This window comes from Methylocella tundrae (assembly GCF_901905185.1).
Classification (GTDB): domain Bacteria; phylum Pseudomonadota; class Alphaproteobacteria; order Rhizobiales; family Beijerinckiaceae; genus Methylocapsa; species Methylocapsa tundrae.
Map to the genome: position 1 here is coordinate 78,063 of NZ_CABFMQ020000001.1, position 23,896 is coordinate 101,958.

Sequence of the window (23,896 nt, forward strand, 5' to 3'; positions counted from 1 at the left end):
CTTGTCCGCGCGGGCAGTCGCGAGCGCTCATGGGCTTGCGTGGCCGGACAAAGGAGACGATGCGGCGACGGCGCCAAAAATCACCCGGTCTCCATCTTGCATGGGCAATTCGCGGTTTCCTGACGGAGGCCTTTGGCTCAGCCTGACTGGACCCTGCATTTAATCCGACGTTGGAAACCAACTTGGGGGGATCGCGCATGCTGGAGGAAGAACACGGGCGCCATGTCGGCGTCGTCACCCACCACGAGCTGAAGCAAAGCTTGACGACCCTGCAGCTTTGGGCGATCGCCGTCGGCCTCGTCATTTCCGGTGAATATTTCGGGTGGAGCTATGGCTGGGCGAGCGCCGGCACGCTTGGCTTCACCGTTACGGCGCTGTTCGTCGCCGCGATGTATACGACCTTCATTTTCAGCTTTACGGAGCTGACGACATCCATTCCGCACGCGGGCGGACCCTTCGCTTACGCCCGCCATGCTTTTGGGCCGGCAGGCGGCTATTTCGCAGGCGCCGCCACGCTGATCGAATTTGTGTTCGCGCCGCCAGCGATCGCGCTCGCCATCGGCGCTTATCTCAATGTGCAATTTCCCTCGCTCGACCCCAAGGTCGCAGCGGTCGGGGCTTATATCATCTTCATGTCGCTGAACATCATCGGCGTCGAGATCGCGGCGACATTTGAGCTTGTCGTCACAGTCCTTGCGATCTTCGAACTTCTCGTCTTCATGGGCGTCGTCAGTCCCGGATTCTCGATGGCGAATTTCGTCAAGGGCGGCTGGTCCGGCGAGGATCATTTCAGCGTCGGTTCGATCGCCGGCATGTTCGCCGCCATTCCCTTCGCCATCTGGTTCTTCCTCGCGATCGAGGGCGTCGCCATGGCGGCGGAAGAGGCGAAGGATCCCAAGCGATCCATCCCCATCGCCTACATCACGGGCATTTTGACGCTTCTTGTGCTGGCGATCGGCGTGATGCTGTTCGCGGGCGCCGCGGGCGACTGGACGAAACTGTCGAACATCAATGATCCACTGCCGCAGGCGATGAAATTCATCGTCGGCGAAAAGAGCGGCTGGCTGCACATGCTGGTGGCGCTCGGCCTGTTTGGCCTCGTCGCCTCGTTCCACGGCATCATCATCGGCTACTCGCGGCAGATTTTTGCGCTGGCGCGCGCCGGCTATCTGCCTCTCGTTCTGGCCAAGGTGCATCCCCGCTTCAAGACGCCGTGGATTGCGATTCTCGCCGGCGGCGCGATCGGCATCCTCGCGATCTTCAGCGACAATCTCATCGTGATCGGCGGCCAGCCGCTGACCGCGAACATCGTCACAATGTCGGTGTTCGGCGCGATCTTGATGTACATCATCAGCATGGCCGCCCTGTTCAGGCTGCGTCGATCGGAGCCTAGGATGCAGCGGCCATTCGTCGCGCCGCTCTACCCTTATTTTCCGGCTTTCGCTCTCTTCGCCGCAGTGATCTGCATGATCGCGATGATCTATTACAACTTTTTGATTTTTGTGATCTTCGTCGTCATGCTGGCGTTGGGCTTCGGCTATTTCCTGACGACCGAGCGGCGGCGCGAGGCGGCGCCGATTGACGATTTGATCGAGTCGACCGAAGAACTGAAGGCCGAAGGGGTCTGAAGGAAGCATAGAGGCGAAGCAATGGCCTACGCGCACAGTGTAGGGGGGCGGACCTACCGCTTCCCCGATCTCAGGACGCTGCTCGCCAAGGCGAGTCCCGCGCGCTCCGGCGACTATCTCGCCGGACTCGCCGCGGAAGATGATTCCGAACGCGCGGCGGCCCAGATGACTTTGGCGGACGCGCCGCTGAAGGTTTTCCTCAATGAAGCGCTGATCCCGTATGAGGATGACGAAGTCACGCGGCTGATCATAGATGAGCACGACGCCGGCGCTTTCGCGCCTGTCAGCGGTCTGACCGTCGGCGATTTTCGCAACTGGCTGCTGGGGCCCGACGCCGACGAACAGGCGCTGACCAAACTCGCGCCCGGCCTGACGCCGGAAATGGTCGCGGCGGTCTCGAAGCTGATGCGCGTGCAGGATCTCATTCTGGTCGCGCGCAAGTGCCGCGTCGTCACCCGCTTTCGCAACACAATAGGTCTTGCCGGCCGGCTCTCGACGCGGCTGCAGCCTAACCACCCGACGGATGATCCGACCGGCATCGCCGCCAGCATTCTCGACGGCCTGCTTTACGGCAGTGGCGACGCCGTCATCGGCATCAATCCGGCCACCGACAGCACCGCCGCAGTATGCGCTCTGCTCGCAATGCTCGACGATGTGATTCACACCTATGAGATACCGACGCAGGCCTGCGTGCTCACTCACGTCACGACGTCGATCGAGGCGATCAATCGCGGCGTGCCGGTCGATCTGGTGTTCCAGTCGGTCGCCGGGACCGAAGCCGCAAATCGCAGTTTTGGCGTCGACCTCGCCCTGCTGCGGGAAGGGCGCGAAGCGGGTTTGGCGCTGAAGCGCGGCACGGTCGGCGATAATGTCATGTATTTCGAAACGGGGCAGGGTTCGGCCCTATCGGCCAACGCGCATCATGGCGTCGACCAGCAGACCTGCGAGGCGCGCGCCTACGCCGTCGCGCGGAAGTTCAAGCCGCTGCTGGTCAACACGGTCGTCGGCTTCATCGGGCCGGAGTATCTTTACAACGGCAAGCAGATTATCCGCGCCGGCCTCGAGGATCATTTCTGCGGCAAGCTGCTGGGCCTGCCGATGGGCTGTGACATCTGTTACACCAACCATGCCGAGGCCGATCAGGACGACATGGACATGCTGCTGACCCTGCTTCCCGCGGCAGGCTGCAATTTCATCATGGGCATTCCGGGATCCGACGACGTCATGCTGAATTATCAGACGACGTCGTTCCACGACGCGCTCTACGCGCGAGAGGTGCTGGGGCTGCGCATGGCCCCCGAGTTCGAGGACTGGCTGATCCGCGCGGGCGTTTTCGAGGGCGCAAAGAATTTGCATCCGCGCGAAGCCCTGTCGGCGCTGTTCCGCCCGGCGCTGGCGCGCATCGCCTGAAAGCTTAGAGCATCTTCATGAGCAATCTCGTCATCGTCAATCCCTGGGAGAGCCTGCGACGTTTCACGCAGGCCCGCATCGCGCTTGGCCGCGCGGGCGTCAGCATACCAACGAAGCCGCAGCTCGACTTTCAGCTGGCGCATGCGCGCGCGCGCGACGCGGTGCATCTGCCGATGGACCGCGAAGGCGTCTGCGCGCAATTGGAAGCGGCCGGCTATCCGGTGATCGAACTGCACAGCGCCGCCATCGACCGGACGACCTATCTGCAGCGTCCCGACCTCGGACGCAAACTGGACGACGCCTCACGCGAAAAGCTCGGCAAGCTTACGAAGAAGGGGGCTCACGGCTTCGACGTCGCTTTCGTCATCGCCGACGGTCTTTCCGCCTTCGCCGTCAATCAACACGCGCTGTCGATGCTGGAAGCCATACGCCCCAAGCTCAACGAGGCTGGCTGGCGCATGGCGCCCGTCGGTCTCGTCGAGCAGGGACGGGTCGCGATCGGCGACGAGATCGGCGAGATTTTCGGCGCTGAAATCGTGGTCATCCTGATCGGCGAGCGGCCGGGGCTGAGCGCGCCCGATAGCCTTGGGCTCTATCTGACCTACGGACCCCGCGCAGGCCTCACAGACGCGGCGCGCAATTGCATCTCGAACGTGCGGCCGGAAGGTCAGAGCTTCGCCGCCGCCGCGCACCGGTTGATGTATCTTTTGAGCGAGGCGCGGCGCCGCAAACTGTCCGGCGTCGATCTGAAGGACGAGGCCGAGATGCCGATTGCGCCAGCGCAGACGTCCATCTCACAGACCAATTTCCTCGTCAGCGGCGGCGCGTCCGTGCTCGAATCGCCGCGTTAGGGCAGGCGGCTTCTTCGCTCACCAAAAAATGAAGGCCAGCCGCGCGGCTGGCCGCGATACGCGGCGTTTGCCGCAAATCCGGCGAAGCTCCAATTTAACCGATGCCTTTTCCGCCCTGTTGCGTTATGGCGTCGCCTGCCGGCAATCTCGCGCGCGCAGCAAAGCTTTGGCGCTTTTTCGAATGGACGGCTTGTCCGGCGTCGCCCTGGCTCTCCTCAAGGTTGTCTACACGATGGCAGTTCGAGAAAAACCGATGACCGATCGCGCCGACGCCGCGCTCGTCGAAGTCCACCAGGTGGGCCTCCTCGGCCGAATCGCAAGGGCGCTCGGACCCGGCCTCGTCACGGGCGCCGCGGACGACGATCCGAGCGGCATCGCGACCTATAGTCAGGTCGGCGCGCAATTCGGCTATCAGCTGTCATGGATCATGCTGTTCAGCTATCCGCTGATGGCGGTGACGCAGGCGATCGCGGCCCGCATTGGCCTCGTCACAGGGCGCGGCATTGCGCAGAATCTGCGCCGGCATTATCCGCGCTGGCTGCTGCGCGTGGTCGTGTTGTTGCTGCTCGTCGCCAATGTCGCCAACCTCGGCGCGGATCTTGGCGCCATGGGCTCGGCTGTCCAGCTACTCGCCGGCGGCCCCGCCCTTGTCTATACGATCATGCTCGCCGGGCTCTGCGTTCTGCTCGAAGTTTTTATGAGCTACGCCACTTACGCCTCCGTGCTCAAATGGCTGACGCTGACGCTGTTCTCCTATGTCGTCGTCGTGGTCGCCGTCGATGTGCCCTGGGGCGCGGCCCTCAAGGCTACATTCGTGCCGGAAATCGTGTTCGATTCCCAGCACGCCATGGCCGTGGTGGCGGTGCTCGGCACCACCATCAGCCCCTATCTCTTCTTCTGGCAGGCCGCACAGGAAGTCGAGGAACAGGTGCGGCGCGCGACCTTGCCGCTCTATGTCATGCCGAGCGAAGCCGGGCTTGAAATGAAACGCATGAGCGTCGACACCTGGGTCGGCATGGGCATCTCCAACCTCATCTCCTTATTCATCATCATCGCGACGGCGGCCACTCTTCATGCCCACGGGATCACGGAGATCCAGACCTCCTCTCAGGCCGCCGAGGCGCTGCGTCCGATCGCGGGGCCTCTGACCTTCTTCATCTTCGCGCTCGGCATCATAGGCACCGGATTGCTGGCGGTTCCGGTTCTTGCCGGCTCCGCCGCCTATGCCGTGTGCGAGACGTTCGACTGGGTCGAGGGTCTCGATCACAAGGTGAAGGACGCGCGCGCTTTCTATGGCGTCATCGCGCTTGCGACCTTTGTCGGGCTTTGCCTCAACTTCATCGGCATTGATCCGATCAAGGCGCTTTATTGGAGCGCGGTGCTGAACGGGGTTTTGGCGGCGCCCATCATGGCGTCGATGCTGCTGATCGCGGACAATAAAAAAATCATGGGCGATTTCGTGCTGCCCTGGCAGATGAGGGCCGGCGGCTGGTTCGCGACGCTCGTCATGGCGGTCGCCAGCATCGCCTTTATCGTGCTTTGAATTTGCGTCAATGTGACGCCGCCTCCGGTTTGGGCGGCTTCTTGCCGGCGAGGCGCAGGGTGCGCACTTTGAGCGAATCATAGATCGGCCTGCTGCCGAGCATGGTGGCCAGCGCCATCGCGGAAAAGCAAGCGGCGAGCATCGGCAGCAGCGCGATCGAGCTTCCGGTCATCTCCGTCACGAGGATGATCCCGGTCAGCGGCGCCCGCACGACGGCGGTGAACAAGGCCGCCATGCCGACGACCGCGAACAAAATGGCGTGCGCATTCGGCCCAGTGAGATCCGGGTGAGCGAGCGCGCCGAAGAAAAAGCCCATCTGCGCGCCGAGCACCAACAGCGGCGCGAATAACCCGCCGGGAGTTCCCGCCGCATATGACGCGCAGCTGAGAAACAGGCGGATGACAAAGAGCAACGGCAGCAGCGAGAAAGGCGTCGCGCCGTTGAGAAGGCTCTGCGTCAGGCCGTCGCCGCCGCCGACGAGAGAGGGCGCAAACCACGCCAGCGCCCCGATCACCGCTCCGATGAGCCCGGCGCGCAGTTCGACCGGCGTCCGCTTCATGCGGTCGGCGATATCGAGAGCGTCGAGCAGGAGATAATTATAGAGTGCCCCGAGCACGCCGACGAAAAGACCGAGGCCGATGCAGAGAAGATTGTCCCGCGCGTCGGGATAGGGGAGAGCGGCGACCGCGAAATCGGGCTCGGCGCCCGTGAACAGGCGCGCCACGACGATGGCGCTCATGGAGGCGCCGAGAGCTGCGACCGCATTGCGCATTTCAAAACGACGCAGCAATTCTTCCAGCACGAAGGCGGCTCCGGCGAGCGGAGCGTTGAAGGCGGCGGCAAGACCCGCGCCCGCACCCGCCGCCAGCAACGCCTGCCTGTCCGGCCAATCGCGGCGGAACAGAACGCCGACGAGATGAGCGAGCGTCGCCCCCATCTGGACGCAGGGACCCTCGCGTCCGAGCGCAAGGCCGGACCCCATGGCGAGAACGCCGCCGATGAACTTGACCGGCAACAGAGCGAATGGCGCCGGCGGCAGCTCGACCTCGATCACAGCCTCCACATGGGGGATGCCGCTTCCCGCTGCGTCCGGCGACATGCGGCGCACCATGAAGGCGGCAAAGGCTGTCGCCACGGCGGCGATCCCGATCATCAGGAGACAGCCGTATACCGGATTGCCGCTCCACGCCGTTGGCAAAGCCGTGCGCAGGGCGCGGACCATATCGAGGGCAACGCGGAACAGGCCGCAGATCAACCCCGCGCCGGCGCCGGCGACGACGGACAGCAGCGCCAGGGGCAATAGGCCCAAACGGCCGCGAAGGATCTGCATGCGCGTCCCTTACAGGTAGCTGCCGCAAGCTACACCTTATCGAGCGCCGAGCAAACCTTCCGGCCCCGGACGATCAAGTCAGCCTCGGTTGCAATAGCGTCGAGAGGGATATCATGCGCTTCATCGGGGACGGCCTCGATTTCCTGACAGGCGAATGCGACGCCGAGCGCGAAGACGGCGTGCATGGCGCGAAGCGCTGGGAGCGTGCGATCGTAAAATCCTGCTCCATAGCCGATCCGATAGCAGCGCCGGTCAAAGGCGACCGGCGGCGCAATGACGATATCAGGAACCACTTCGCTTGCGTCCGGCGCCGGTTCAGGAATGTTCATGCGTCCCTTTACAAGCGGATCGCCCGGCGCCCAGGCGCGAAAGGTCAGCGGGCGCCCCCAGTGCGGCGTCGCGGGCAGCGCAAGCGCCCGGCCCTCGGCGGCTAGACGATCGATGAGCTGGCCAGGATGCAGTTCGTCGCCAAATGCGGCGTAAAGCCCAATGATGCCGGGCCTTTTCCGCAATTCCTCAAAAGCGCGCTCGGCCACGGCCAATGTCGCGCGCCTGCGATCTTCGCCGCGCAGAGCATGGCGCGCCGCGGCGGCGATATCGCGCAAGGCTTTTTTCTGTGGCGTCGTCGGCACGGTCGCTCCCTTTCCGCCTGATGCGGGCGCCGGAGTCGCGACAGCGCGCCGCCGCCGTGGGCTCCCGGCGCATGCTCATAAGAGTCAGCCGCGATGCATCTTAGAGATTGGCTCCTTCCCCACCAGGCCATATATACCTCACCAGGAGGCCTCCCGCCATGCGGCTCACTCGCTATTCAGACTATTCCCTGCGCGTTCTCATATATCTCGCGCTGAAGCCGGACCGGCTGAGCTCCATCCGAGAAATCGCTGAAAGCTACGACATATCGGAGACCCACCTCATGAAAGTCGTGCAGGGTCTTGGACATCTTGGCTATGTGACTACTCTGCGCGGTCGCGGCGGCGGCCTAAAATTGGCGCGGGCCCCGGACGATATCCGTGTCGGAGACGTCGTCCGGCAAACAGAGGAGGACATGGCGCTGGTCGATTGTTTCATCGAAGGATCGGCTTGCGCGATCACGGCGCCGTGCCGGCTGCGTCATGTGTTGAGGCAGGCGCTTGAGGCCTTTCTCGCCGTGCTCGACCAATATACCCTGGCTGACCTTCTCCGGTCGAAATCGAAGGCGTTGAAGGCGAGTCTTGGACTGACCTTGGCGGAGTAAGGAGCGGCGCGGCGCTTTTGGGCAATGGGCTCTATAAGATGTATGTTGACTGAATCTTATACGCGGCCGTATATAAGATGCATATGAAATGCATCAAATGAGGTTCCCAGTGGCCGCTGCTCTTTCCGCGAAGACGATTGCGATCGTCAAATCCACCGTTCCCGCTCTTCGGACGCATGGGCTTGACATCACGCGGCGGATGTATGAGCGGCTCTTCCAGGACGCCCCAATTCGCGCCCTCTTCAATCAGTCGCATCAAGGAACGGCGGCGTCGCAACCCGTCGCCCTCGCCAACGCCGTGCTCGCTTATGCCGAAAATATCGAAAATCTCGGCGCGCTGGCGCCGGCCGTCGAGCGCATCGCGCAAAAGCATGTCGCATTGCGCATTTTGCCGGAACATTATCCTTTTGTCGCGGCCGCGCTGCTGGGGGCCATTAAAGACGTGCTTGGCGCGGCGGCGACCGAAGAGGTGATCTCGGCATGGGGCGAGGCGTATTGGTTCCTCGCCGATGTGTTGATCGGCAGAGAGACGGTGATCAGCGCAGATCTTGCGGCGGCGCCTGGCGGCTGGACCGGCTGGCGCGACTTCGTCGTCGATCGGGTCGAACGCGAAAGCGACGTCATCAAATCCTTCTACTTGCGTCCGGCGGACGGCCGAGCGGTCTTGCGCCACCGGCCCGGACAATATCTGACATTCGAAGCCGATATTCCAGGCAGTGGTTTGGTGAAGCGGAACTACAGTATTTCCTCCGCCCCTGACGATCGGCATTATCGCGTGACGATCAAGCGGGAAGCGGCGCCTGGAGCGCCGGCAGGTCTCGTTTCAAACTGGTTCCACGACTATGTCGGCATTGGCGACGCGCTGAAAATCGCGCCTCCGGCCGGCGATTTCGCGCTTGACGTCGCGGACGATCGGCCCGTCGTTTTACTCAGCGGAGGCGTCGGATTGACGCCGATGGTCAGCATGCTCGAGACGATTGCGCGCGATTGTCCCGACCGGCGCGCCTGGTATGTACACGGAGCGCTGAATGGCGCCGTCCATGCGATGGGATCGCACGTCAAATCGCTGGCGAAATCTTTCGGCGGCGCAGTGACGACATTCTACGCCGAACCTGCCACTACCGACGTGCGCGGGGTGCATTTCGACGAGCATGGCATGATCAATGTCGATTGGCTTAAGACCAATACGCCGATCGCGGAGGCCGTCTATTATCTGTGCGGGCCGAGGCCGTTCTTGCGTTCTCTTGTGCGCGAGCTGTATGCCCTCGGTCTGCCGGCGGACCGCGTGCGCTATGAGTTCTTTGGACCGGCAGAAGAGCTCTTGACGGCGTGAACGCCGCAAACCCTCGCTCAGGCTCTCAGCCGGTATCCCGTGCGGAAAATCCATGAAACGATGATGAGGCAGAGGATCAGAAACACGACCGTCATGCCAAGGCTGACGCCGACGCCGACGTCCGAAGCGCCAAAGAAGCTCCAGCGAAATCCGCTGACAAGATAGACGACCGGATTGGCAAGGGTGACTGTCCGCCAGAACGGCGGCAGCATGTCGATTGAATAGAAGGTCCCTCCGAGGAAGGTCAGCGGCGTGACGATCAGCAACGGCACGAGCTGCAGCTTTTCGAAGCCGTCGGCCCATATGCCGAGGATGAAGCCGAACAGGCTGAAAGCGAACGAAGTGAGGATCAGAAAGCTTGCCATCCATACCGGGTGGGCGATGTCGAATGCGACGAAAAAGCGGGCGGTGACAAGTATTATGACGCCGATCATGATCGACTTGCTCGCGGCGGCGCCGACATAGCCGCAGACGATCTCGAAAGGTGAGGCTGGCGCCGAGAGAATCTCGTAGATGGTGCCCGCGAATCTTGGAAAATAAATGCCGAAAGATGCGTTGGCGACGCTGAGCGTGAGCAGCGACAGCATGATCAATCCCGGCACGATGAAGGCGCCATAGCTGACGCCGTTGATCGCGTTCATATGCGGGCCGACCGCTCCCCCGAACACAATGAAATAGAGCGACGTTGAAATCACCGGCGCAACGATGCTTTGCAGCAACGTGCGCCATGTGCGCGACATCTCGAAAACATAGATTGCGCGAATGGCGTAAAGATTCATGGCTGCTTCCTTACGAGGCTAACGAAAATTTCTTCGAGAGAGCTCTCCTTCGTATTCAAATCGTTGAAGGCGATTTCGAGCTCTCCGAGCTTTTTCATCAATGCTGCAATTCCGGTCCCCTCGATTCCCGAATGGAACGAATAGACAAGGTTGCGTCCATCCCCAGAGAGATCGAGATTGAACGCTTTGAGTTCGTCCGGAATGCCCTTGAGCGGGTTTTGCAGGCAGAGCGTCAGCTGCTTTTTGCCGAGTTTGCGTATGAGCGCATCCTTATCCTCGACGAGGATGATCTCGCCTTGCCGGATGACGCCAACGCGGTCGGCCATCTCCTCGGCCTCTTCGATATAATGGGTCGTCAAAATGATGGTGACGCCTTTTTCGCGCAGTGATCGCACCATCTCCCACATGTCGCGCCGCAGCTCGACGTCGACTCCGGCCGTCGGCTCGTCGAGAAAGAGGATTTTGGGCTCATGGGACAGCGCCTTGGCGATCATCACGCGGCGCTTCATGCCTCCTGACAGGGTCATGATCTTGTTGTCTTTTTTCTCCCATAAAGACAAATCGCGCAAAATTTTCTCGATATAGGCCGCGTTCTTCGGTTTGCCGAACAGGCCGCGGCTGAAGCTGACGGTTGCAATAACAGTCTCGAATGCGTCCGTTGAAAGCTCCTGCGGCACGAGCCCGATCCGCGACCGCGCGGCGCGGTAATCTTTAAGAATGTCATGGCCGTCAGCGAGAACGACGCCGCTCGTTGGATTGACGATGCCGCAGACGATGTTGATGAGCGTCGTCTTGCCGGCGCCGTTTGGACCGAGCAGGGCGAATATTTCTCCCGCGCGAATCTCGAGGTTGATCCTCTTTAGCGCCGTAAAGCCGGACGCATATGTCTTTGTCAGATCAGAAATGGCGATGATTGGAGTCACGCGCGCCTCATTTGAAATTATCATGTTCAGGCAAAGGCTTCGGTCATGAGCGTTTCAATGCGCCCTTCGGCGAAGCTTTTGCGCGTCGCTTCAGTAGAGCCTCCGACGTCGATGGCCCGGCAGGCGTCCTCGATCACGACGGCCGAGAATCCATGCGCCTTTGCGTCCTCCGCCGAATAGCGCACGCAAAAGTCGAAAGCGAGGCCTGCGATGAAGATACGGCTAAATCCGCGTTCGCGCAGATATCCGGCAAGGCCTGTCGGCGTCATTCGGTCGTTCTCGAAGAACGCGGAGTAGGAATCGATTCCGCGCCGGAAGCCTTTGCGCAAAATGAGTTCTGCATGGGGAATATGCAGGTTCTTGTGGAGGGCGGCGCCGGGCGTATCCTGAACGCAATGGTCCGGCCATAGAATTTGAGGACCATAAGACGCCTCGATCATCTCGAAAGGCGCGCGGCCATGCGTCGACGCGAAGGAGAGATGCCCGCGCGGATGCCAGTCCTGCGTCAGGACAACATGTTCAAAGCGCGCGGCGAGCCTGTTGATCAGCGCGACTGCCTCGTCGCCGTGCGGAACCGCAAGCCGCCCGCCAGGACAAAAATCATTTTGAAGGTCGACCACGAGAAGAACGTCGCCGGCGGATGGTTGGATGCTGGGCCTCATAGCGCGAGAATCTCCGGGCTTGCCATCGCGGGTGCTTTCCGACTCGTTTAGGCCGAGCGTGATCGCTGGTTTTGCGCCCATTATCCCACGTCCCCGCCGAAACGCGGGCTGAGCGGAAGGAAGCGAGCGTCACATTATCCGCAACTCGAATTTGGAACAAACCGGCCGAAAGAGGTTATGCTCAGAGCGTTATATGCGCATGATCGCCGCGACCGAGGCGGCGCGGAATTGGCTGCTGACCATTGGAGAATCCGCCGTGACGGATGACAAAAAAGAACGCACCTATTCGGATGAGGAAGTCGAAGCCAGGCTGAAGAGCGAATTGCCGCATTGGCGTCTGGAGGACGGCTGGATCCGCCGTAAATACAAGACGCATAGCTGGAAGGGCACGCTGATGGTGATCAATACGGTCGGCCATCTTGCGGAAGCAGCCTGGCACCATCCGGACATTACCGCCTCTTACGCCTGGGTCGAGGTGAGGCTCAAGAATCACAATGCGAGGGGCATCACCGACAAGGACTTTGAATTGGCGAAAAAGATCGAGGAAGTGGTGTCCTGGCAGCCGGGGAAAGCCGGCGGCGCGCTCGAAGGAACGCCGGAGAAAGACCCGCGCTTCGCCTATTTGAAATATGAAGATTAAAGCATGATCCCAAAAAGTTGCAGACTTTTTGGACGAGATCATGCGGTGAGGCGGGGATGATCCCAAAAAGTTGCAGACTTTTTGGACGAGATCATGCGGTGAGGCGGGGATGATCCCAAAAAGTTGCAGACTTTTTGGACGAGATCATGCGGTGAGGCGGGGATGATCCCAAAAAGTTGCAGACTTTTTGGATGAGATCATGCGTTGAGGCGGGGATGATCCCAAAAAGTTGCAGACTTTTTGGACGAGATCATGCGGTGAGGCGGGGATGATCCCAAAAAGTTGCAGACTTTTTGGACGAGATCATGCGGTGAGGCGGGGATGATCCCAAAAAGTTGCAGACTTTTTGGATGAGATCATGCGTTGAGGCAGGGGATGATCCCAAAAAGTTGCAGACTTTTTGGATGAGATCATGCGTTGAGGCGGGGATGATCCCAAAAAGTTGCAGACTTTTTTGGGATCAGATCGCAAGGGCGGGGCGGACCCACCGCCCTTCAACTCGAAGATCGCGCCTTAAGCAGGAAAGAAAACTTCGCCCTTGCCAAGCACGGCTGTGTCTCCGGCGAACCGGCGAAGGCGTTTTGCAAAAAGCTCGGCGGCGCCTTTGCTTTCCTTTCGAAGGAAACGGGAAAAGACGCCCGCGAAGCTTAACTCGTGAGCGCCGCAATCGACGAATGTCGGAGCGAGCGCAGGGGTTGCGCCGACGAGGATTGTCCCCCGGCGCATGAGATAGCCGGGGAGCAATCCGGCGCCGCCAACGGCGATCAGCGTTCCGGCGATGATGCGGCTGCCGAGATAGTCGCCGGCGGCGCCCTCGATGACGATCGTTCCGCGGCGCAGGCGGTCGCCGGCGCGATGACCGGCTTTTCCGCGCACGACCAACAATCCGCCGGTCATGCCTTCCATTTCGCCGTCGAGGGGCGCGCCGAGAAAATCGCCCGCGTTGCCCTTGATCTCGAGGCTTCCGCCTGACAGGGCTGATCCCGCGAAGGGGCCGGCGTCGCCATTGATGACGAGGCGTCCGCCGCTCATCGCGCGCCCGGCCGCATGGCCGCAGTCACCCTCAAGAATGATCTCGCCGCTCTTCAGGCCGTGGCCAAGATGATCGAATCGCGTGGAGCCGCCTTCGAAACGGATCGTCTCGACGCCGCCCGGCGTGATGTCGAAAATATCGCCGACGGTGCGTTTTTCGCGAGTCGTCTGCAATTCGATGGCTGCGATTTCGCTCGCCGATTTGCCGTCCAGCCCATGCGGCGAGAGAGGCGAAAGATCGAGCCGCTGATCGGGCTCCTGTTTCAGCGCGAGAACGAGAGTCACGGCAAAAGATCCTTCAAATGGAAGTGGAAGGGGCCGAGTTTGCCGCCATAATTGCCGGCGCCGACGCGCACCGCGCCGTCTTTGGGCCCGAGCTTCACAATGGCTGCGAGCCCGGCGCGCATCGCCTCGGCGACGGCGGCCTCGGTCAGGCCGTCGATGACGATTTCGAGGACGCAGCCGATGTCTTCATCAAGGGCGCTTTTCGTGATTCCGCGCAGCGTCGGGCAATAGGCGTCATTGGTCGAGGCCGGCACGCCGGCATATTTGGAGCCGACCTTTGAGCCCGATCGCACAATGCCGCCGGGGAAGGGCATGATTGCGCCATCAACGCCATTCATTGCCTCGATCGCATGTTCCGCGGCGTTGAGCGTCGTTGTGAAATTGGCGCCCATGATCAATAGATTGCCGCCGCCGACGGCCTTTTTGGTGAGGCCGGTCGTAGCTTCGCATAGAAACTCGCCGTCCATGCAGGGGATTCGCCAGAAGTGGCGATCGAGAAACTTCTTCGAGATCTGCCAGCCGTCGCCGAAGTAGCGCAGCGAATCGCCGATCGCCAGCCTGTCGGGACCTTCAAGATCGGCGAAGCAGGCGGAGCCCGGCGAGGTCAGAACGCATTGCCCAGCGCGATTGACCAGCTGCGTCTGTAGCATGTCGGTCGACATAGAAAATAATAAAACGCGAACGCCGGGCCGGCCGTCCGGCGTTTGGTCGGCGGGGATCTCGCGATCGATTCCAGCCTCGACGCCGCAGCCGATGACGGAGGTGGCGAAGCCTGTCATCGTTGTCGCCGCCTGCCGCGCCCACTTCAAGTTTGGAGCGGTGAGGATAATCGCCGTGCCGCGCATCGGAAACGCTTCGGCGAAGGTCTCGTCGATGCGGACGCCATTACTTATCATTGGGCGCATGCGACCTCCTTGAACGGATCTGTGCGCGGAAGAATATGGGCGGGAACCGCGAACATATTATGCGAGATGCCGTAGTGGCGCTCATAATAGGCGCTGAGGCGCCGGTTGATCGCCTTGTCGTAGCCCGGGTTGACCTTCAGCGTCTTGCCCCAGCGATAATGGCTGACGCGTCCGTCGCGCACCACGAGATCGCCGTCCTTGAACACGAGATGCGCATGACGGAACATTTTCGCGATGTCGTCATTCGGGGAGTAGACGGCCACATCCGCGACGGCGCCCTCGCCAAGTTGGCCGCGATCCTTGAAGCCGAACAATTTCGCCGGCGCCGCGCGCGTCATGGTCGCGATTTCATTGACGTCATATTCGCGCGTGAGCGATGGCAGGGTCGTATAGGCGAGAACGTCCTGCGGAATCCGCGAGAGAACTTCCGCCCGGCGTTCCTTGCTCATCAAAAGGGCGAAGATATCCGGATAGGTGGTGAACGGCGCGCCGTTCGGGTGGTCGGTGGTGAAGAAAATCCGGTATGGATCGTTGATCAGCAGGAAAAGCTCGAGGCCAACGGCCCACTGAATCGCGTTGATGAAATCGCCTTCGCGGTAAAGGTAAGGGACGATGCCGAAGCCATTGGCGTCGCCATCGAGGATCACCGATTTTTTCGGCTTGGCGCTACCGGCGGCGCCAAACTGGCGCAGCACATCGGCGGAAATCGTGACGGTCTGACCAAACATCACCTGACCAATATCGACGGTGACGTTCGGCGTCGCATTGACCTTGGCGGCGAGCGTCGCCGCGGCTGACGAGAAGCCGTGTTCTCCTTCCGAGCCATAACCGTAGAACTGCATATGCGCGAGATGCAGCGGAAGCCCGCGGGACGCCTCGATCGTCGCGAGAGCGGTTGCGACATTTCCGGGGACGCCGAGATTATTCGAGTGGAGGTGCAGCGGATGCGGAACCTTGAGGTCTGTCAGCGCCTGCTGCAAGCCTTCGACGATTTTGCGTGAGGAGACGCCGTAAAAAGGCACCACATCGTCGAGGCTGAATGTCCGGGCATTATATTTGAAGGCCTCGGCGCCGCCCGCGTTGATGCATTTCAGGCCGAGGCTGTGCGTCGCCGTCAGGGTCGCCGCGACATAATCCGCGATCGCCGCCGGGCTTTCGCCGTCGCGCAGAAGGCTCAGGAGAAAATCATCATTGCCGAGGATCGTCAGAGTCGCCTTGTCGATGATCGGAATGTCTGACAGTTCGAGATGCGCCTGCAAGGCCTGATGCGGCGCGACCGCCGGCTCGACGACCGTCGTAAAGCCCATGCCCGCGTAAATGGTTCCGGTCTCATAGGTTGACCATTTCGCCGTGCCGAGCGGCAGCATCGGAGCCGCCCGCGCGCGATGCAGTTCCGGCAGAAGCAGGCGCGCGGTATTCACATTGCCGCCGGCGATGTGAGAATGAATGTCGATCGCGCCCGCCATGACGATTTTGCCCGAAACGTCATGCGTCTGGTCCGGCTGGCGGCCTTGCGGCGCTCTGATGACGCGACCGTCCTCGATCCAGAGGTCAGCGATCTCGTCGCGTTGATGATAGGGATCGACGATGCGGCCGCCCTTCAGAAGAATCAGCATTTAGGCGTCTCCACCGATCTGTTGGGCGATGCTGGCGATGAAGGAGGCGACGGAAACGGCGTTGCTTCGGCGCGACGCCTCCCGCGCGACGATGGCTCCGACCTCGCGCGCGAACTCAGCCGCGTCATAATCGACGCCTGGCTGTCCTACGTCCACTCGAACCGCGGGCTCTTTCGAAAATTGCGCGCCCGCGGGGACGAGGGCGATAACGGGAATCTCTCTTTTCCATGGCGGCGCCACGGCGCTATAGGCCGAGATCCAGAGAGCGGCGTCCGCCTCCCCGCTTTCGACCAGCCGGTCAGCGTCGAACCGCCAGCTGTCATGTTCGGGATAACCGCGGCCGAAGGAGGTCCGCACCGGGAACCCCGTCGACCAGCCGGACGTCTGCACCACCCCGAATGCATTGTCGCTCGTTCCGAGCGGCAGGCTCGTGAATCGCGTCGTCTTGTTGAGATCGAGGATAAGGCCAGTGACCATTTCGACGGACAGCCGGTCGAGTTGCCGCGGTCCCCAGACAGCGACGCCAAACCGCGCCTTGTTCAAGATTCCAGCGATCTCGTCGAGCTTCTGCTTCACCTCCTCGGGGGCGGCGATCGGCCGTCCCGCGACGCGCGCGCGCAACGCCGCCAGCGTCGTGTGAAGGTCGCTTGTTTCCACCGTCTCGATAGCGACGCCCTCGATCGCGACGCCGTGCGGCGGCGCGATCCAGATGACCTTTCTTGGGCCGCGTTCAAGATCCAGCAGCGGCGATTGCGCGGGAGCGAGGCGCTCGATCAGCTCCGGCCAGATGGCCGTCAGATCATCACCGATGAAGACAAGCACGTCTGCCTGCAAGCGCGCGACGCTTGGCGTCGTCAGCATCGCGCCAGCCTGTCGCACGACGTCGAGATCCGTGAAGATTTCGTGCGATCGCAAATGATCGTAAACGCCACGAATGCGCTCGGCGAGGAGGATCGAGACGCGAGCGCCTGCGATGTCGGCGCCAAGCCCGGCGATGACGGGGAGGCGCGCCCGCGAAAGAATCTCCGCCGACCGCTCAGCCGCCGCTTCAAGCGAAGCGGATTTTCCGTCTATCCGAGCGTCAACCATCGACCTTCCTCCAAGTGCTTGCCCGTGCGGCGCTTGACGCGCCCTTTTTGAGCGCGCGTTTTCCTGACGTCACGCGCTTTAGCGGCGTTGTCGAGAAATCGCCCCGCTGTCATCCTTGCGCGCGGCGGCGCGACCACCATGTCCGCGCAGCCCTAGCCCGCGAGCGCGCCGTTTTGGCGCCGCCGCGTCCCTGTGACAAGACGAAAAGACGTTCCTCCATGACTGGGGACCGGTCGATCCCGGCGATGAAGGGGTCATGATCCTATCGGCTGCAATCGTCGTTGGCGAGGGCGTTTCGCGGAATTCGGACGAGCGCGGCGATTGACGCTGCGGGCGCCCCGAAACGAAGCGGATGCTACGTGAGGGGCCTAGCTGGCGCAAGACGACGCCGGCGCTTTTTTTTTGGCGCGTTTGGCGGCGCCTCTTCGCCGGCTGGACTGGCGATTTGTCGCAAGCTGGCGATGAGAGTTGACGCCACGGGACATATTATGCATATGGAATTTTTGGACGTTCTCTCGGAAAGCGCGGTCTTGGCGACCCCTCCTGCTGAGCCGAAGGGAGTGCCGGAGGAAAAGTCCATGCTTCATCAAGCCGCAGCACCAAAGGATTCGATCTTCGGCGGGGCTTTTGCGCCGCACGCCGGCGGAGCGCCCTCCGTCTGGAGCTTCGAAGAAGCCGGCGGTCGTCGCATCCCGCTTCATGCCTACAAAGGCCGGCCGAGGCCGCCGGAGCCGCCGAAGGCTCCCGCCCCGGCTCCAAAAGAGGCGCCGAAACCGAAACAGGACGCGCCGCAGCCGTCTGAACCGCCAAAGACAGCCAAATAAGGCTCTCGAACACAAAGATTTTGCCGCGGCCCCGGCCTGCGTTATGCATTATCGGCGGCGATTTAACGCACATGCCCATCAGCTGAGTCTCGGCAGGCGTTCGGCTGTTTGTATGGCCGTGGGCTTTGCGCAGGGGTTGCAGGGCCAATAGAGCGGCGCCATGTGGCTTTCAGCTCCAGCGATCGGCCGGGCGAAGGGAAGCCGCGACAGGCCGCGGCTGGAATGAAGGTTCACGGGCACACTCATGCATGTCATCGAAATCGATTTCGGCGACCCTGTCGAGGCAGCCTGGGCGCTCGCGGATTTGCCGTTTTTAACCTTTTTCGACAGTGCGATGGTCGATGGGACGCTTGGCCGCTACAGTTTCATCGCAGCCGATCCCTTCGCGAGGATTCAAGGCAAGGAAGCCGATGCGGGCTGGACGCTCCGGCTGAAGTCGATTTTGACGGAATACTGGATGGACCCTGTGCCGGGCTTGCCTCCGTTTCAGGGCGGCGCCGCGGGGCTGTTTTCCTATGAACTCGGGCGCAGTCTCGAACGCCTCCCGGCGCCTTTGCGTGACGATCTCGCCTTTCCGGATCTGTCTCTCGGGCTTTACGACGTCGTTGTCGCCTTTGACGCCCTCGAGCGTCGCGCCTGGATCATCTCAACGGGCCTTCCTGAAAGCGATCCGGCGTCGCGCCAGAGGCGCGCGGTGGAACGCGCCTTCTGGTTTGAGGAAAAGCTAGCGCGCGTGCCGCGCGCGGGGTCCGCGGGGCATATCTCGCTTTCAGGCTGGACCAGCAACTTCACGCGGCAAACATATGAGAAGGCCGTTGCTGAAGTGATCGAGCGCATTCTCGCGGGCGATATTTTCCAGGCTAATCTTTCGCAGCGATTTGAAGCTCGGGTCCCGCCGGACTTCGATCATTTCGGCTTCTATCGCCGCCTGCGCCGGGTCAATCCGGCGCCTTTCGCCGCCTATCTCGACCACACGAACTTTATCATCGCATCGGCTTCGCCGGAGCGGTTTTTGCGCGTCGAGGGCGATCTCGTCGAGACGCGGCCGATCAAGGGCACGCGGCCGCGCTTCGCCGATGCGCTCGTCGACATGTTGCAGACTAAGGCGCTCGGTGAAAGCCGCAAGGATCGCGCCGAAAATGTCATGATCGTCGACCTGCTGCGCAATGATCTCTCGAAGGTTTGCAGGCCCGGCTCCGTGCAGGCGCCGCAACTTTGCGCTCTTGAATCCTATGCGACGGTTCATCATCTCGTCTCAACCGTGATCGGGCGCCTCGCTGACGGCTTTGGGCCCGTCGACGTTCTCGCCGCCGCCTTTCCCGGCGGATCGATCACCGGGGCGCCAAAATTGCGCGCGATGGAAATCATCACGGAACTCGAAGGCCATGCCCGAGGCCCCTATTGCGGCGCCATCGGCTATCTCGGCTTCAACGGAAGCATGGATTTGAACATCGTCATTCGCACCGCGAGCTTTCGCGCGGGCGCCTGCGTCGTGCAGGCTGGCGGCGGAATTGTTACGGCCTCCGACCCCGCTTCGGAATATATCGAGACGCTCGACAAGGCGAGGCGCATTTTCGAGGCATTCGGCGCCAAGGAATTTGCGCAATGATCCTCGTCGTCGATAATTACGATTCTTTCGTCCACACCGTTGCGAGCTACCTGCGCGAACTGGGCGAGACGCCGGTCGTGATCCGCAACGACGCCGCGCTGCCAGATGAGGCGCCGGAGGCGATCGTCATTTCGCCGGGACCTTGTACCCCCAACGAGGCTGGAATGTCGATGCAACTCGTCCGCGACTACTCCGGGCGCGTGCCCATTCTCGGCATTTGTCTTGGTCATCAAGCCATCGGGCAGGTCTTTGGCGGCCGCGTCACACGAGCGTTGCGGCCGATGCACGGCGAGGCGAGCGCGGTGCGTCATGGGGGGCGCGGCATACTTAAAGGCTTGCCTGACCCCCTCAACGTTGGACGCTATCATTCGCTGATCGTCGAACTCGAGGATCCGCGGGCGCCGCTGGAGGCGACGGCCTGGTCGCAGGAAAATGAGATCATGGCGCTACAGCACCGCGAGCACCCGACGTTTGGCGTGCAGTTTCATCCTGAATCGATCTTGACGGACAAGGGCCATTTGCTGTTGCGCAATTTTCTCGGCTTGATCGAGGGGCGATCGGATCGGGTCCCGGTAAGCTCAAGCTCAGCGGCGTAGGCGGCGCGATTGCCTTTCCGGCTCGGCGGCCTATATAGTTTTGCGGTCCCACATTGCTGCGTCGAAGTCCGTTCGCAAGCCTTGGGTCGGCGGAGCGGAGTTTCGCCTGATCCTGGCGTGTTCTGGTTTCGCCTCATCATTTCATGGTGTTCAATATATTAGAGCGCGACCGCACATTGAGCTCAGCCGCGGATGTCAGCGGCGGCGCCGCTCCAAATTGCGCCGGGAGCGCGCATTGCGCTTCAAGAGACCGCAAAACCCTGTCGGGGAGAGTGAACGATGACTTTGATGCTCGCGAGCGTAATCAACCGGGCCGAGGCGGAAGCGGCCCTGACGAGCGGCGTCGACATCATCGATCTCAAGGATCCGGCGAAAGGCGCCCTCGGCCCGCTTGATCTTGGCGCCGCGGCCGAGATTGTCGCGGCGGTAGGCAAACGAAAACAGATCAGCGCCGCGGCCGGGGATCATTTCGAGACGGCCGGCGAGGCGGTCAACGCCGCGCTCGATCTGGCGGCGACCGGAGTGGATTACGTCAAGGTCGGGCTTTCCTCCGATGCGGTGGGAGCGGATCGCATTCGCGCGCTCGGGGCGCTCGCCGGCAAAGTCAAACTCGTCGGAGTGCTTTTCGCCGATCGTCAGCCAGACCTCGATCTTCTTGATCTCATGGCCGCGCAGGGCTTCGTCGGCGCCATGCTCGACACCGCGGCGAAGGGCAAAGGCCGTCTGCTGAATTATATGGATGTGGCGGCGCTGGCCCCTTTCGTCGATCGCTGCCGCGGCGCCGGATTGATGTCGGGACTGGCGGGTTCGCTGGAGGCGCCAGACGTGCCGCGTCTTCTTCCGTTGCGGCCGGATTACCTTGGGTTTCGCGGAAGCCTTTGCAAGAGCGGCGATCGGGAGGCTTCGATCGACCCGGCGGCCGTCGCCATGATCCGCGATCTCATTCCCCATGTCGCCGACTCGCAAACTTCGGGAGGCGAAACCGACGTTGACTGGCGCCTTCTTGGGCGAGGCTATGTTCCGGTCAATGAGATCACCGAGACCGATCGCATCTTCGTCCATGATCTCGTCATGCCGTGTTATATCGGGGCTTATGAATTCGAGCGCGCGAAGAAGCAGGACGTGCGCTTCAATATCGACGTCGACGTCGCCAGAGCCCGCATGCATTCCGATGACATGCGCGATATTTTTTCCTATGACCTCATCGTCGATGCGATCAAGATCATCACGGGTCGCGGCCATATCGAACTGATCGAAACGCTCGTCAGGGAGATCGCGGATTCGGTGCTCAGTCATCCAAGCGTCGTCAGCGTCGTCGCGCGGGTCGAAAAGCTCGACGTCATTCGCGGCGCGGTGGGCGTCGAGATCAAACGCGAACGGGCGAAGGAGGCGGCCGCGCTCAATCGGCGCTTTGCGTCGGTCGACATGGCCGCGCCAAAACTGAGAGGCTCCAGAAGCCATTGAGCATTTTTGTCGCCAAGCTCGGCGGCAGCCTCGCCTTTTCGCCGCAGCGCGAAGCCTGGCTCGCCGCCCTCGCCGCCTCGGTGCGCCCGCTGATCCTCGTCGCGGGCGGCGGCCCTTTCGCAGAAGCCGTGCGGGCCGCGCAGCCGCGCATGGGATTCGACGATGTCGCCGCGCATCGGCTGGCGCTGCTCGCCATGGAGCAATTCGCCGTCATTCTCGCCAGCCATTCAGACAGATTTGTCCTGGCCTCATCGCGTGAAGACATCGAGGCCGCGCTCGAGACCGCGAGGATTCCGGTCTGGCTGCCCTCCGCGATGACGCTATCGGCCGCGCAGATTCCCGCAAGCTGGGATGCGACGTCGGATTCACTCGCCGCGTGGCTCGCGGGACTGATCGGCGCCCGGCGCCTGCTGCTGATCAAATCCTTCGATCTCGAGCGGCCGGCAAATGCGGCCGAGCTTGCGGAGCGTCAAATCGTCGATCCGCTCTTTCCGCGTTTTGCCGCGCAGAGCGGGGCTTTGGTTTCCGTCGCCGGGCCCGCCTCATTGCCTTTCGCCAGAGAGATCTTAAAAAGCGGCGGCGCGCCCGGCATGGTCGTCATGCGCGAGGCGGCCGACGTCCCGGCGCCGGCATGATCCTGTCCGGCTTTTGGCGCAGGCCCGCATCCGGCTGATCACGATATGAGCGAGCGTCTTCTCTTCGTCACCGGACACCTTGCCCATGCGCGGCTTGAGCGGCTGCTGCGGTCATTGGGGGAAACGCCCTTCGTCTGGGACATCTGCGACATCGGCGTCAAGGTCGCGGCCTTGATGACGGAGGCGATTCTTTTGCGCCGTCTGCCGCGTCCGCTGAATGTCGATCGCATTATTTTGCCCGGCCGTTTTCGCGGCAATGTCGAGGCCCTGTCCGCCGAACTGGGCGTCGCCGTGCTGCGCGGGCCGGATGAAATCAGCGACCTGCCGGCCTTTCTCGGACGCGGCGGCGAGGCTCCGGATCTTTCGCGCTTTGACATAAGGATCTTCGCCGAGATTATCGACGCGACGGCTTTGTCCGTCGAGGCGCTGCTGACGCGTGCGGAAAAGCTGCGCGGCGCCGGCGCCGATGTGATCGATCTCGGTTGCCTGCCCGATACGCCGTTCCCTCACCTTGAAGACTGCGTTGGCGCCCTAAAATCGGCGGGCTTCAGCGTCAGCATCGATTCCTTCAATCCAGACGAATTGAGGCGCGGCGCCAAGGCGGGCGCGGACTTTCTTTTGAGCCTCGACGAAAACAATCTCGACCTTGCGCAAGGTACGGCGGCGACGCCCGTTCTCGTCGGCTCGCCTGTGCATGATCTTGATTCGCTGGTGCGCGCCGCGCGCGTGGCGGAGCAACGCGGCATGCCTTACATCATCGACCCCATTCTCGATCCGATTCACTTTGGGTTTGCCGCGTCGCTGGTGCGATACGTCGAGGCGCGCCGGCGTCTTCCCGAAGCCGAAATGATGATGGGCACGGGCAATCTCACCGAGCTGACCGAAGTGGATTCAGGCGGCCTCACCGGCGTCCTCATCGGGATCTGTTCGGAGCTGAAGATCCGCAACGTGCTCACGGTTCAGGTCAGCGCGCATACGCGGCGAACGATCGAGGAGCATGACGCCGCGCGCCGTCTCATGTTCGCCGCCGCCGCCGATGGCGCGTTGCCGAAAGGCTATGACGCGGGGCTTTTGCAATTGCATGACAAAGCCCCTTTTCCGTCGACAGCGGAGGAGATCGCGGAGATGGCGGCTGATGTGCGAGACGCCAATTTTCGCATCGCGACGGCGCCGGACGGGATTCACATTTTCAATCGTGACGGTCATCATATCGCGTCCGACGCCTTCTCATTATACCCGAAGCTCGGAGTAGAGGCCGATGGCGCGCACGCCTTCTATCTTGGCGCCGAACTGACAAAGGCCGAGATCGCTTTCACGCTCGGCAAGCGCTATGCGCAGGATGAACTGCTCGACTGGGGCCGCGGCGCCGATCGCCCGGAGGAAGAGCGGGACCGTCTGCGCGAAGCCGGGCATACGCTGCGGCGGAAAGAGTGATCGCGCCATCTGTTGAGATGTCGTTGTTAGCCGGGTCCGCTTTGGCGTCGCGAAGAACGCCGTAACGAGGAGTT

The 23,896-nt window shown here is 61.9% G+C and carries 22 protein-coding genes; 13 read left to right on the plus strand and 9 right to left on the minus strand.

Translation table 11 applies throughout. The features are described from left to right. Window positions 1-197: 197 nt before the first annotated feature. The 4 genes from eat (at window position 198) to MPC4_RS00310 (ending at window position 5,432) form a co-directional block, all read left to right on the plus strand. A complete protein-coding gene (gene eat / locus MPC4_RS00295; RefSeq protein WP_134490073.1) occupies window positions 198-1,628 on the plus strand; it encodes an ethanolamine permease in 1,431 nt (476 codons plus the stop codon). A 21-nt stretch (window positions 1,629-1,649) separates the two neighbouring features. Continuing rightward, window positions 1,650-3,038: an ethanolamine ammonia-lyase subunit EutB gene (locus MPC4_RS00300; protein ID WP_174510767.1), complete on the plus strand. Its 1,389-nt coding sequence runs from the start codon at window positions 1,650-1,652 to the stop codon at window positions 3,036-3,038. A 17-nt stretch (window positions 3,039-3,055) separates the two neighbouring features. Next, complete coding sequence (gene eutC, locus MPC4_RS00305; protein WP_174510768.1) at window positions 3,056-3,889, plus strand: ethanolamine ammonia-lyase subunit EutC; 834 nt, start codon at window positions 3,056-3,058, stop codon at window positions 3,887-3,889. A gap of 181 nt (window positions 3,890-4,070) precedes the next feature. Then, window positions 4,071-5,432, plus strand: coding sequence for an Nramp family divalent metal transporter (locus MPC4_RS00310; protein ID WP_244628764.1), 1,362 nt, complete (start codon window positions 4,071-4,073; stop codon window positions 5,430-5,432). Between the two features lie 7 nt (window positions 5,433-5,439). On the opposite strand, the gene clcA is transcribed toward MPC4_RS00310, so the two are convergent. Next, window positions 5,440-6,762 carry a H(+)/Cl(-) exchange transporter ClcA gene (clcA, locus tag MPC4_RS00315; RefSeq protein ID WP_174510769.1) on the minus strand — a complete coding sequence of 441 codons (1,323 nt, stop codon included), beginning with the start codon at window positions 6,760-6,762 and terminating at the stop codon, window positions 5,440-5,442. Window positions 6,763-6,791: 29 nt separating this feature from the next. Continuing rightward, the gene (locus MPC4_RS00320; RefSeq protein WP_174510770.1) at window positions 6,792-7,394 is read right to left on the minus strand and encodes a 5-formyltetrahydrofolate cyclo-ligase; all 603 of its coding nucleotides are present in this window, start codon (window positions 7,392-7,394) and stop codon (window positions 6,792-6,794) included. Window positions 7,395-7,552: 158 nt separating this feature from the next. Here MPC4_RS00320 and MPC4_RS00325 point away from each other — a divergent pair, with 158 nt between their 5' ends. Further along, window positions 7,553-7,996 (plus strand): RrF2 family transcriptional regulator, encoded by a 444-nt coding sequence (locus MPC4_RS00325; RefSeq protein ID WP_174510771.1) that lies wholly within the window; start codon window positions 7,553-7,555, stop codon window positions 7,994-7,996. 109 nt (window positions 7,997-8,105) lie between these two features. After that, window positions 8,106-9,329, plus strand: a complete 1,224-nt coding sequence (gene hmpA, locus MPC4_RS00330) for an NO-inducible flavohemoprotein (protein WP_174510772.1) — start codon at window positions 8,106-8,108, stop codon at window positions 9,327-9,329. 17 nt (window positions 9,330-9,346) lie between these two features. On the opposite strand, the gene MPC4_RS00335 is transcribed toward hmpA, so the two are convergent. Genes MPC4_RS00335 through pncA form a run of 3 tightly spaced genes read right to left on the minus strand, consistent with a single transcriptional unit; the run spans window position 9,347 to window position 11,693 of the window. Then, window positions 9,347-10,108 (minus strand): ABC transporter permease, encoded by a 762-nt coding sequence (locus MPC4_RS00335; protein WP_134490058.1) that lies wholly within the window; start codon window positions 10,106-10,108, stop codon window positions 9,347-9,349. Next, complete coding sequence (locus MPC4_RS00340) at window positions 10,105-11,031, minus strand: ABC transporter ATP-binding protein (RefSeq protein WP_210253567.1); 927 nt, start codon at window positions 11,029-11,031, stop codon at window positions 10,105-10,107. Before MPC4_RS00340 ends, MPC4_RS00335 begins: the two co-directional genes overlap by 4 nt. Before the next feature lie 26 nt (window positions 11,032-11,057). Then, window positions 11,058-11,693, minus strand: a complete 636-nt coding sequence (pncA, locus tag MPC4_RS00345; RefSeq protein WP_174510774.1) for a bifunctional nicotinamidase/pyrazinamidase — start codon at window positions 11,691-11,693, stop codon at window positions 11,058-11,060. A gap of 199 nt (window positions 11,694-11,892) precedes the next feature. On the opposite strand from pncA, the gene MPC4_RS00350 reads away from it, so the two are divergent. Beyond that, on the plus strand, window positions 11,893-12,333 hold the full coding sequence (locus MPC4_RS00350; RefSeq protein WP_174511076.1) for a 4a-hydroxytetrahydrobiopterin dehydratase: 441 nt from the start codon (window positions 11,893-11,895) through the stop codon (window positions 12,331-12,333). A gap of 513 nt (window positions 12,334-12,846) precedes the next feature. Here MPC4_RS00350 and MPC4_RS00355 read toward each other — a convergent pair. From MPC4_RS00355 to MPC4_RS00370, 4 genes are read right to left on the minus strand one after another with little or no spacing between them, the layout of a single operon-like run. After that, window positions 12,847-13,650, minus strand: a complete 804-nt coding sequence (locus MPC4_RS00355; RefSeq protein ID WP_174510775.1) for a formylmethanofuran dehydrogenase subunit C — start codon at window positions 13,648-13,650, stop codon at window positions 12,847-12,849. Continuing rightward, complete coding sequence (gene fhcD, locus MPC4_RS00360) at window positions 13,647-14,555, minus strand: formylmethanofuran--tetrahydromethanopterin N-formyltransferase (protein WP_174510776.1); 909 nt, start codon at window positions 14,553-14,555, stop codon at window positions 13,647-13,649. The genes MPC4_RS00355 and fhcD overlap by 4 nt, the downstream gene beginning before the upstream one ends. After that, window positions 14,543-16,171 (minus strand): formylmethanofuran dehydrogenase subunit A, encoded by a 1,629-nt coding sequence (locus tag MPC4_RS00365; RefSeq protein WP_174510777.1) that lies wholly within the window; start codon window positions 16,169-16,171, stop codon window positions 14,543-14,545. Before MPC4_RS00365 ends, fhcD begins: the two co-directional genes overlap by 13 nt. After that, window positions 16,172-17,260 (minus strand): molybdopterin-binding domain-containing protein, encoded by a 1,089-nt coding sequence (locus MPC4_RS00370; protein WP_174510778.1) that lies wholly within the window; start codon window positions 17,258-17,260, stop codon window positions 16,172-16,174. 578 nt (window positions 17,261-17,838) lie between these two features. Between MPC4_RS00370 and MPC4_RS00375 the strand changes: the two genes are divergently transcribed. The 6 genes from MPC4_RS00375 to MPC4_RS00400 all read left to right on the plus strand — a co-directional run bounded on the left by MPC4_RS00375 (window position 17,839) and on the right by MPC4_RS00400 (window position 23,822). Continuing rightward, window positions 17,839-18,084, plus strand: coding sequence for a hypothetical protein (locus tag MPC4_RS00375; RefSeq protein WP_174510779.1), 246 nt, complete (start codon window positions 17,839-17,841; stop codon window positions 18,082-18,084). 244 nt (window positions 18,085-18,328) lie between these two features. Next, the gene (gene pabB / locus MPC4_RS00380; RefSeq protein WP_174510780.1) at window positions 18,329-19,693 is read left to right on the plus strand and encodes an aminodeoxychorismate synthase component I; all 1,365 of its coding nucleotides are present in this window, start codon (window positions 18,329-18,331) and stop codon (window positions 19,691-19,693) included. Then, window positions 19,690-20,289, plus strand: coding sequence for an anthranilate synthase component II (locus MPC4_RS00385; RefSeq protein ID WP_174510781.1), 600 nt, complete (start codon window positions 19,690-19,692; stop codon window positions 20,287-20,289). The genes pabB and MPC4_RS00385 overlap by 4 nt, the downstream gene beginning before the upstream one ends. A gap of 279 nt (window positions 20,290-20,568) precedes the next feature. Continuing rightward, window positions 20,569-21,753 carry a (5-formylfuran-3-yl)methyl phosphate synthase gene (locus tag MPC4_RS00390; protein ID WP_174510782.1) on the plus strand — a complete coding sequence of 395 codons (1,185 nt, stop codon included), beginning with the start codon at window positions 20,569-20,571 and terminating at the stop codon, window positions 21,751-21,753. After that, on the plus strand, window positions 21,750-22,388 hold the full coding sequence (locus tag MPC4_RS00395; protein ID WP_174510783.1) for an amino acid kinase family protein: 639 nt from the start codon (window positions 21,750-21,752) through the stop codon (window positions 22,386-22,388). The genes MPC4_RS00390 and MPC4_RS00395 overlap by 4 nt, the downstream gene beginning before the upstream one ends. 45 nt (window positions 22,389-22,433) lie before the next feature. Next, window positions 22,434-23,822 carry a DUF6513 domain-containing protein gene (locus tag MPC4_RS00400; RefSeq protein WP_174510784.1) on the plus strand — a complete coding sequence of 463 codons (1,389 nt, stop codon included), beginning with the start codon at window positions 22,434-22,436 and terminating at the stop codon, window positions 23,820-23,822. Window positions 23,823-23,896 lie beyond the last annotated feature (74 nt).

Bases quoted from the DNA above. Each gene is read 5' to 3' on its own strand.
- eat (WP_134490073.1), top strand. From the start codon at position 198: ATGCTGGAGGAAGAACACGGGCGCCATGTCGGCGTCGTCACCCACCAC.
- MPC4_RS00300 (WP_174510767.1), top strand. From the start codon at position 1,650: ATGGCCTACGCGCACAGTGTAGGGGGGCGGACCTACCGCTTCCCCGAT.
- eutC (WP_174510768.1), top strand. From the start codon at position 3,056: ATGAGCAATCTCGTCATCGTCAATCCCTGGGAGAGCCTGCGACGTTTC.
- MPC4_RS00310 (WP_244628764.1), top strand. From the start codon at position 4,071: ATGGACGGCTTGTCCGGCGTCGCCCTGGCTCTCCTCAAGGTTGTCTAC.
- clcA (WP_174510769.1), bottom strand. From the start codon at position 6,762: ATGCAGATCCTTCGCGGCCGTTTGGGCCTATTGCCCCTGGCGCTGCTG.
- MPC4_RS00325 (WP_174510771.1), top strand. From the start codon at position 7,553: ATGCGGCTCACTCGCTATTCAGACTATTCCCTGCGCGTTCTCATATAT.
- MPC4_RS00335 (WP_134490058.1), bottom strand. From the start codon at position 10,108: ATGAATCTTTACGCCATTCGCGCAATCTATGTTTTCGAGATGTCGCGC.
- pncA (WP_174510774.1), bottom strand. From the start codon at position 11,693: ATGAGGCCCAGCATCCAACCATCCGCCGGCGACGTTCTTCTCGTGGTC.
- MPC4_RS00350 (WP_174511076.1), top strand. From the start codon at position 11,893: ATGATCGCCGCGACCGAGGCGGCGCGGAATTGGCTGCTGACCATTGGA.
- fhcD (WP_174510776.1), bottom strand. From the start codon at position 14,555: ATGCGCCCAATGATAAGTAATGGCGTCCGCATCGACGAGACCTTCGCC.
- MPC4_RS00365 (WP_174510777.1), bottom strand. From the start codon at position 16,171: ATGCTGATTCTTCTGAAGGGCGGCCGCATCGTCGATCCCTATCATCAA.
- MPC4_RS00370 (WP_174510778.1), bottom strand. From the start codon at position 17,260: ATGGTTGACGCTCGGATAGACGGAAAATCCGCTTCGCTTGAAGCGGCG.
- MPC4_RS00375 (WP_174510779.1), top strand. From the start codon at position 17,839: ATGCTTCATCAAGCCGCAGCACCAAAGGATTCGATCTTCGGCGGGGCT.
- pabB (WP_174510780.1), top strand. From the start codon at position 18,329: ATGCATGTCATCGAAATCGATTTCGGCGACCCTGTCGAGGCAGCCTGG.
- MPC4_RS00385 (WP_174510781.1), top strand. From the start codon at position 19,690: ATGATCCTCGTCGTCGATAATTACGATTCTTTCGTCCACACCGTTGCG.
- MPC4_RS00390 (WP_174510782.1), top strand. From the start codon at position 20,569: ATGACTTTGATGCTCGCGAGCGTAATCAACCGGGCCGAGGCGGAAGCG.
- MPC4_RS00400 (WP_174510784.1), top strand. From the start codon at position 22,434: ATGAGCGAGCGTCTTCTCTTCGTCACCGGACACCTTGCCCATGCGCGG.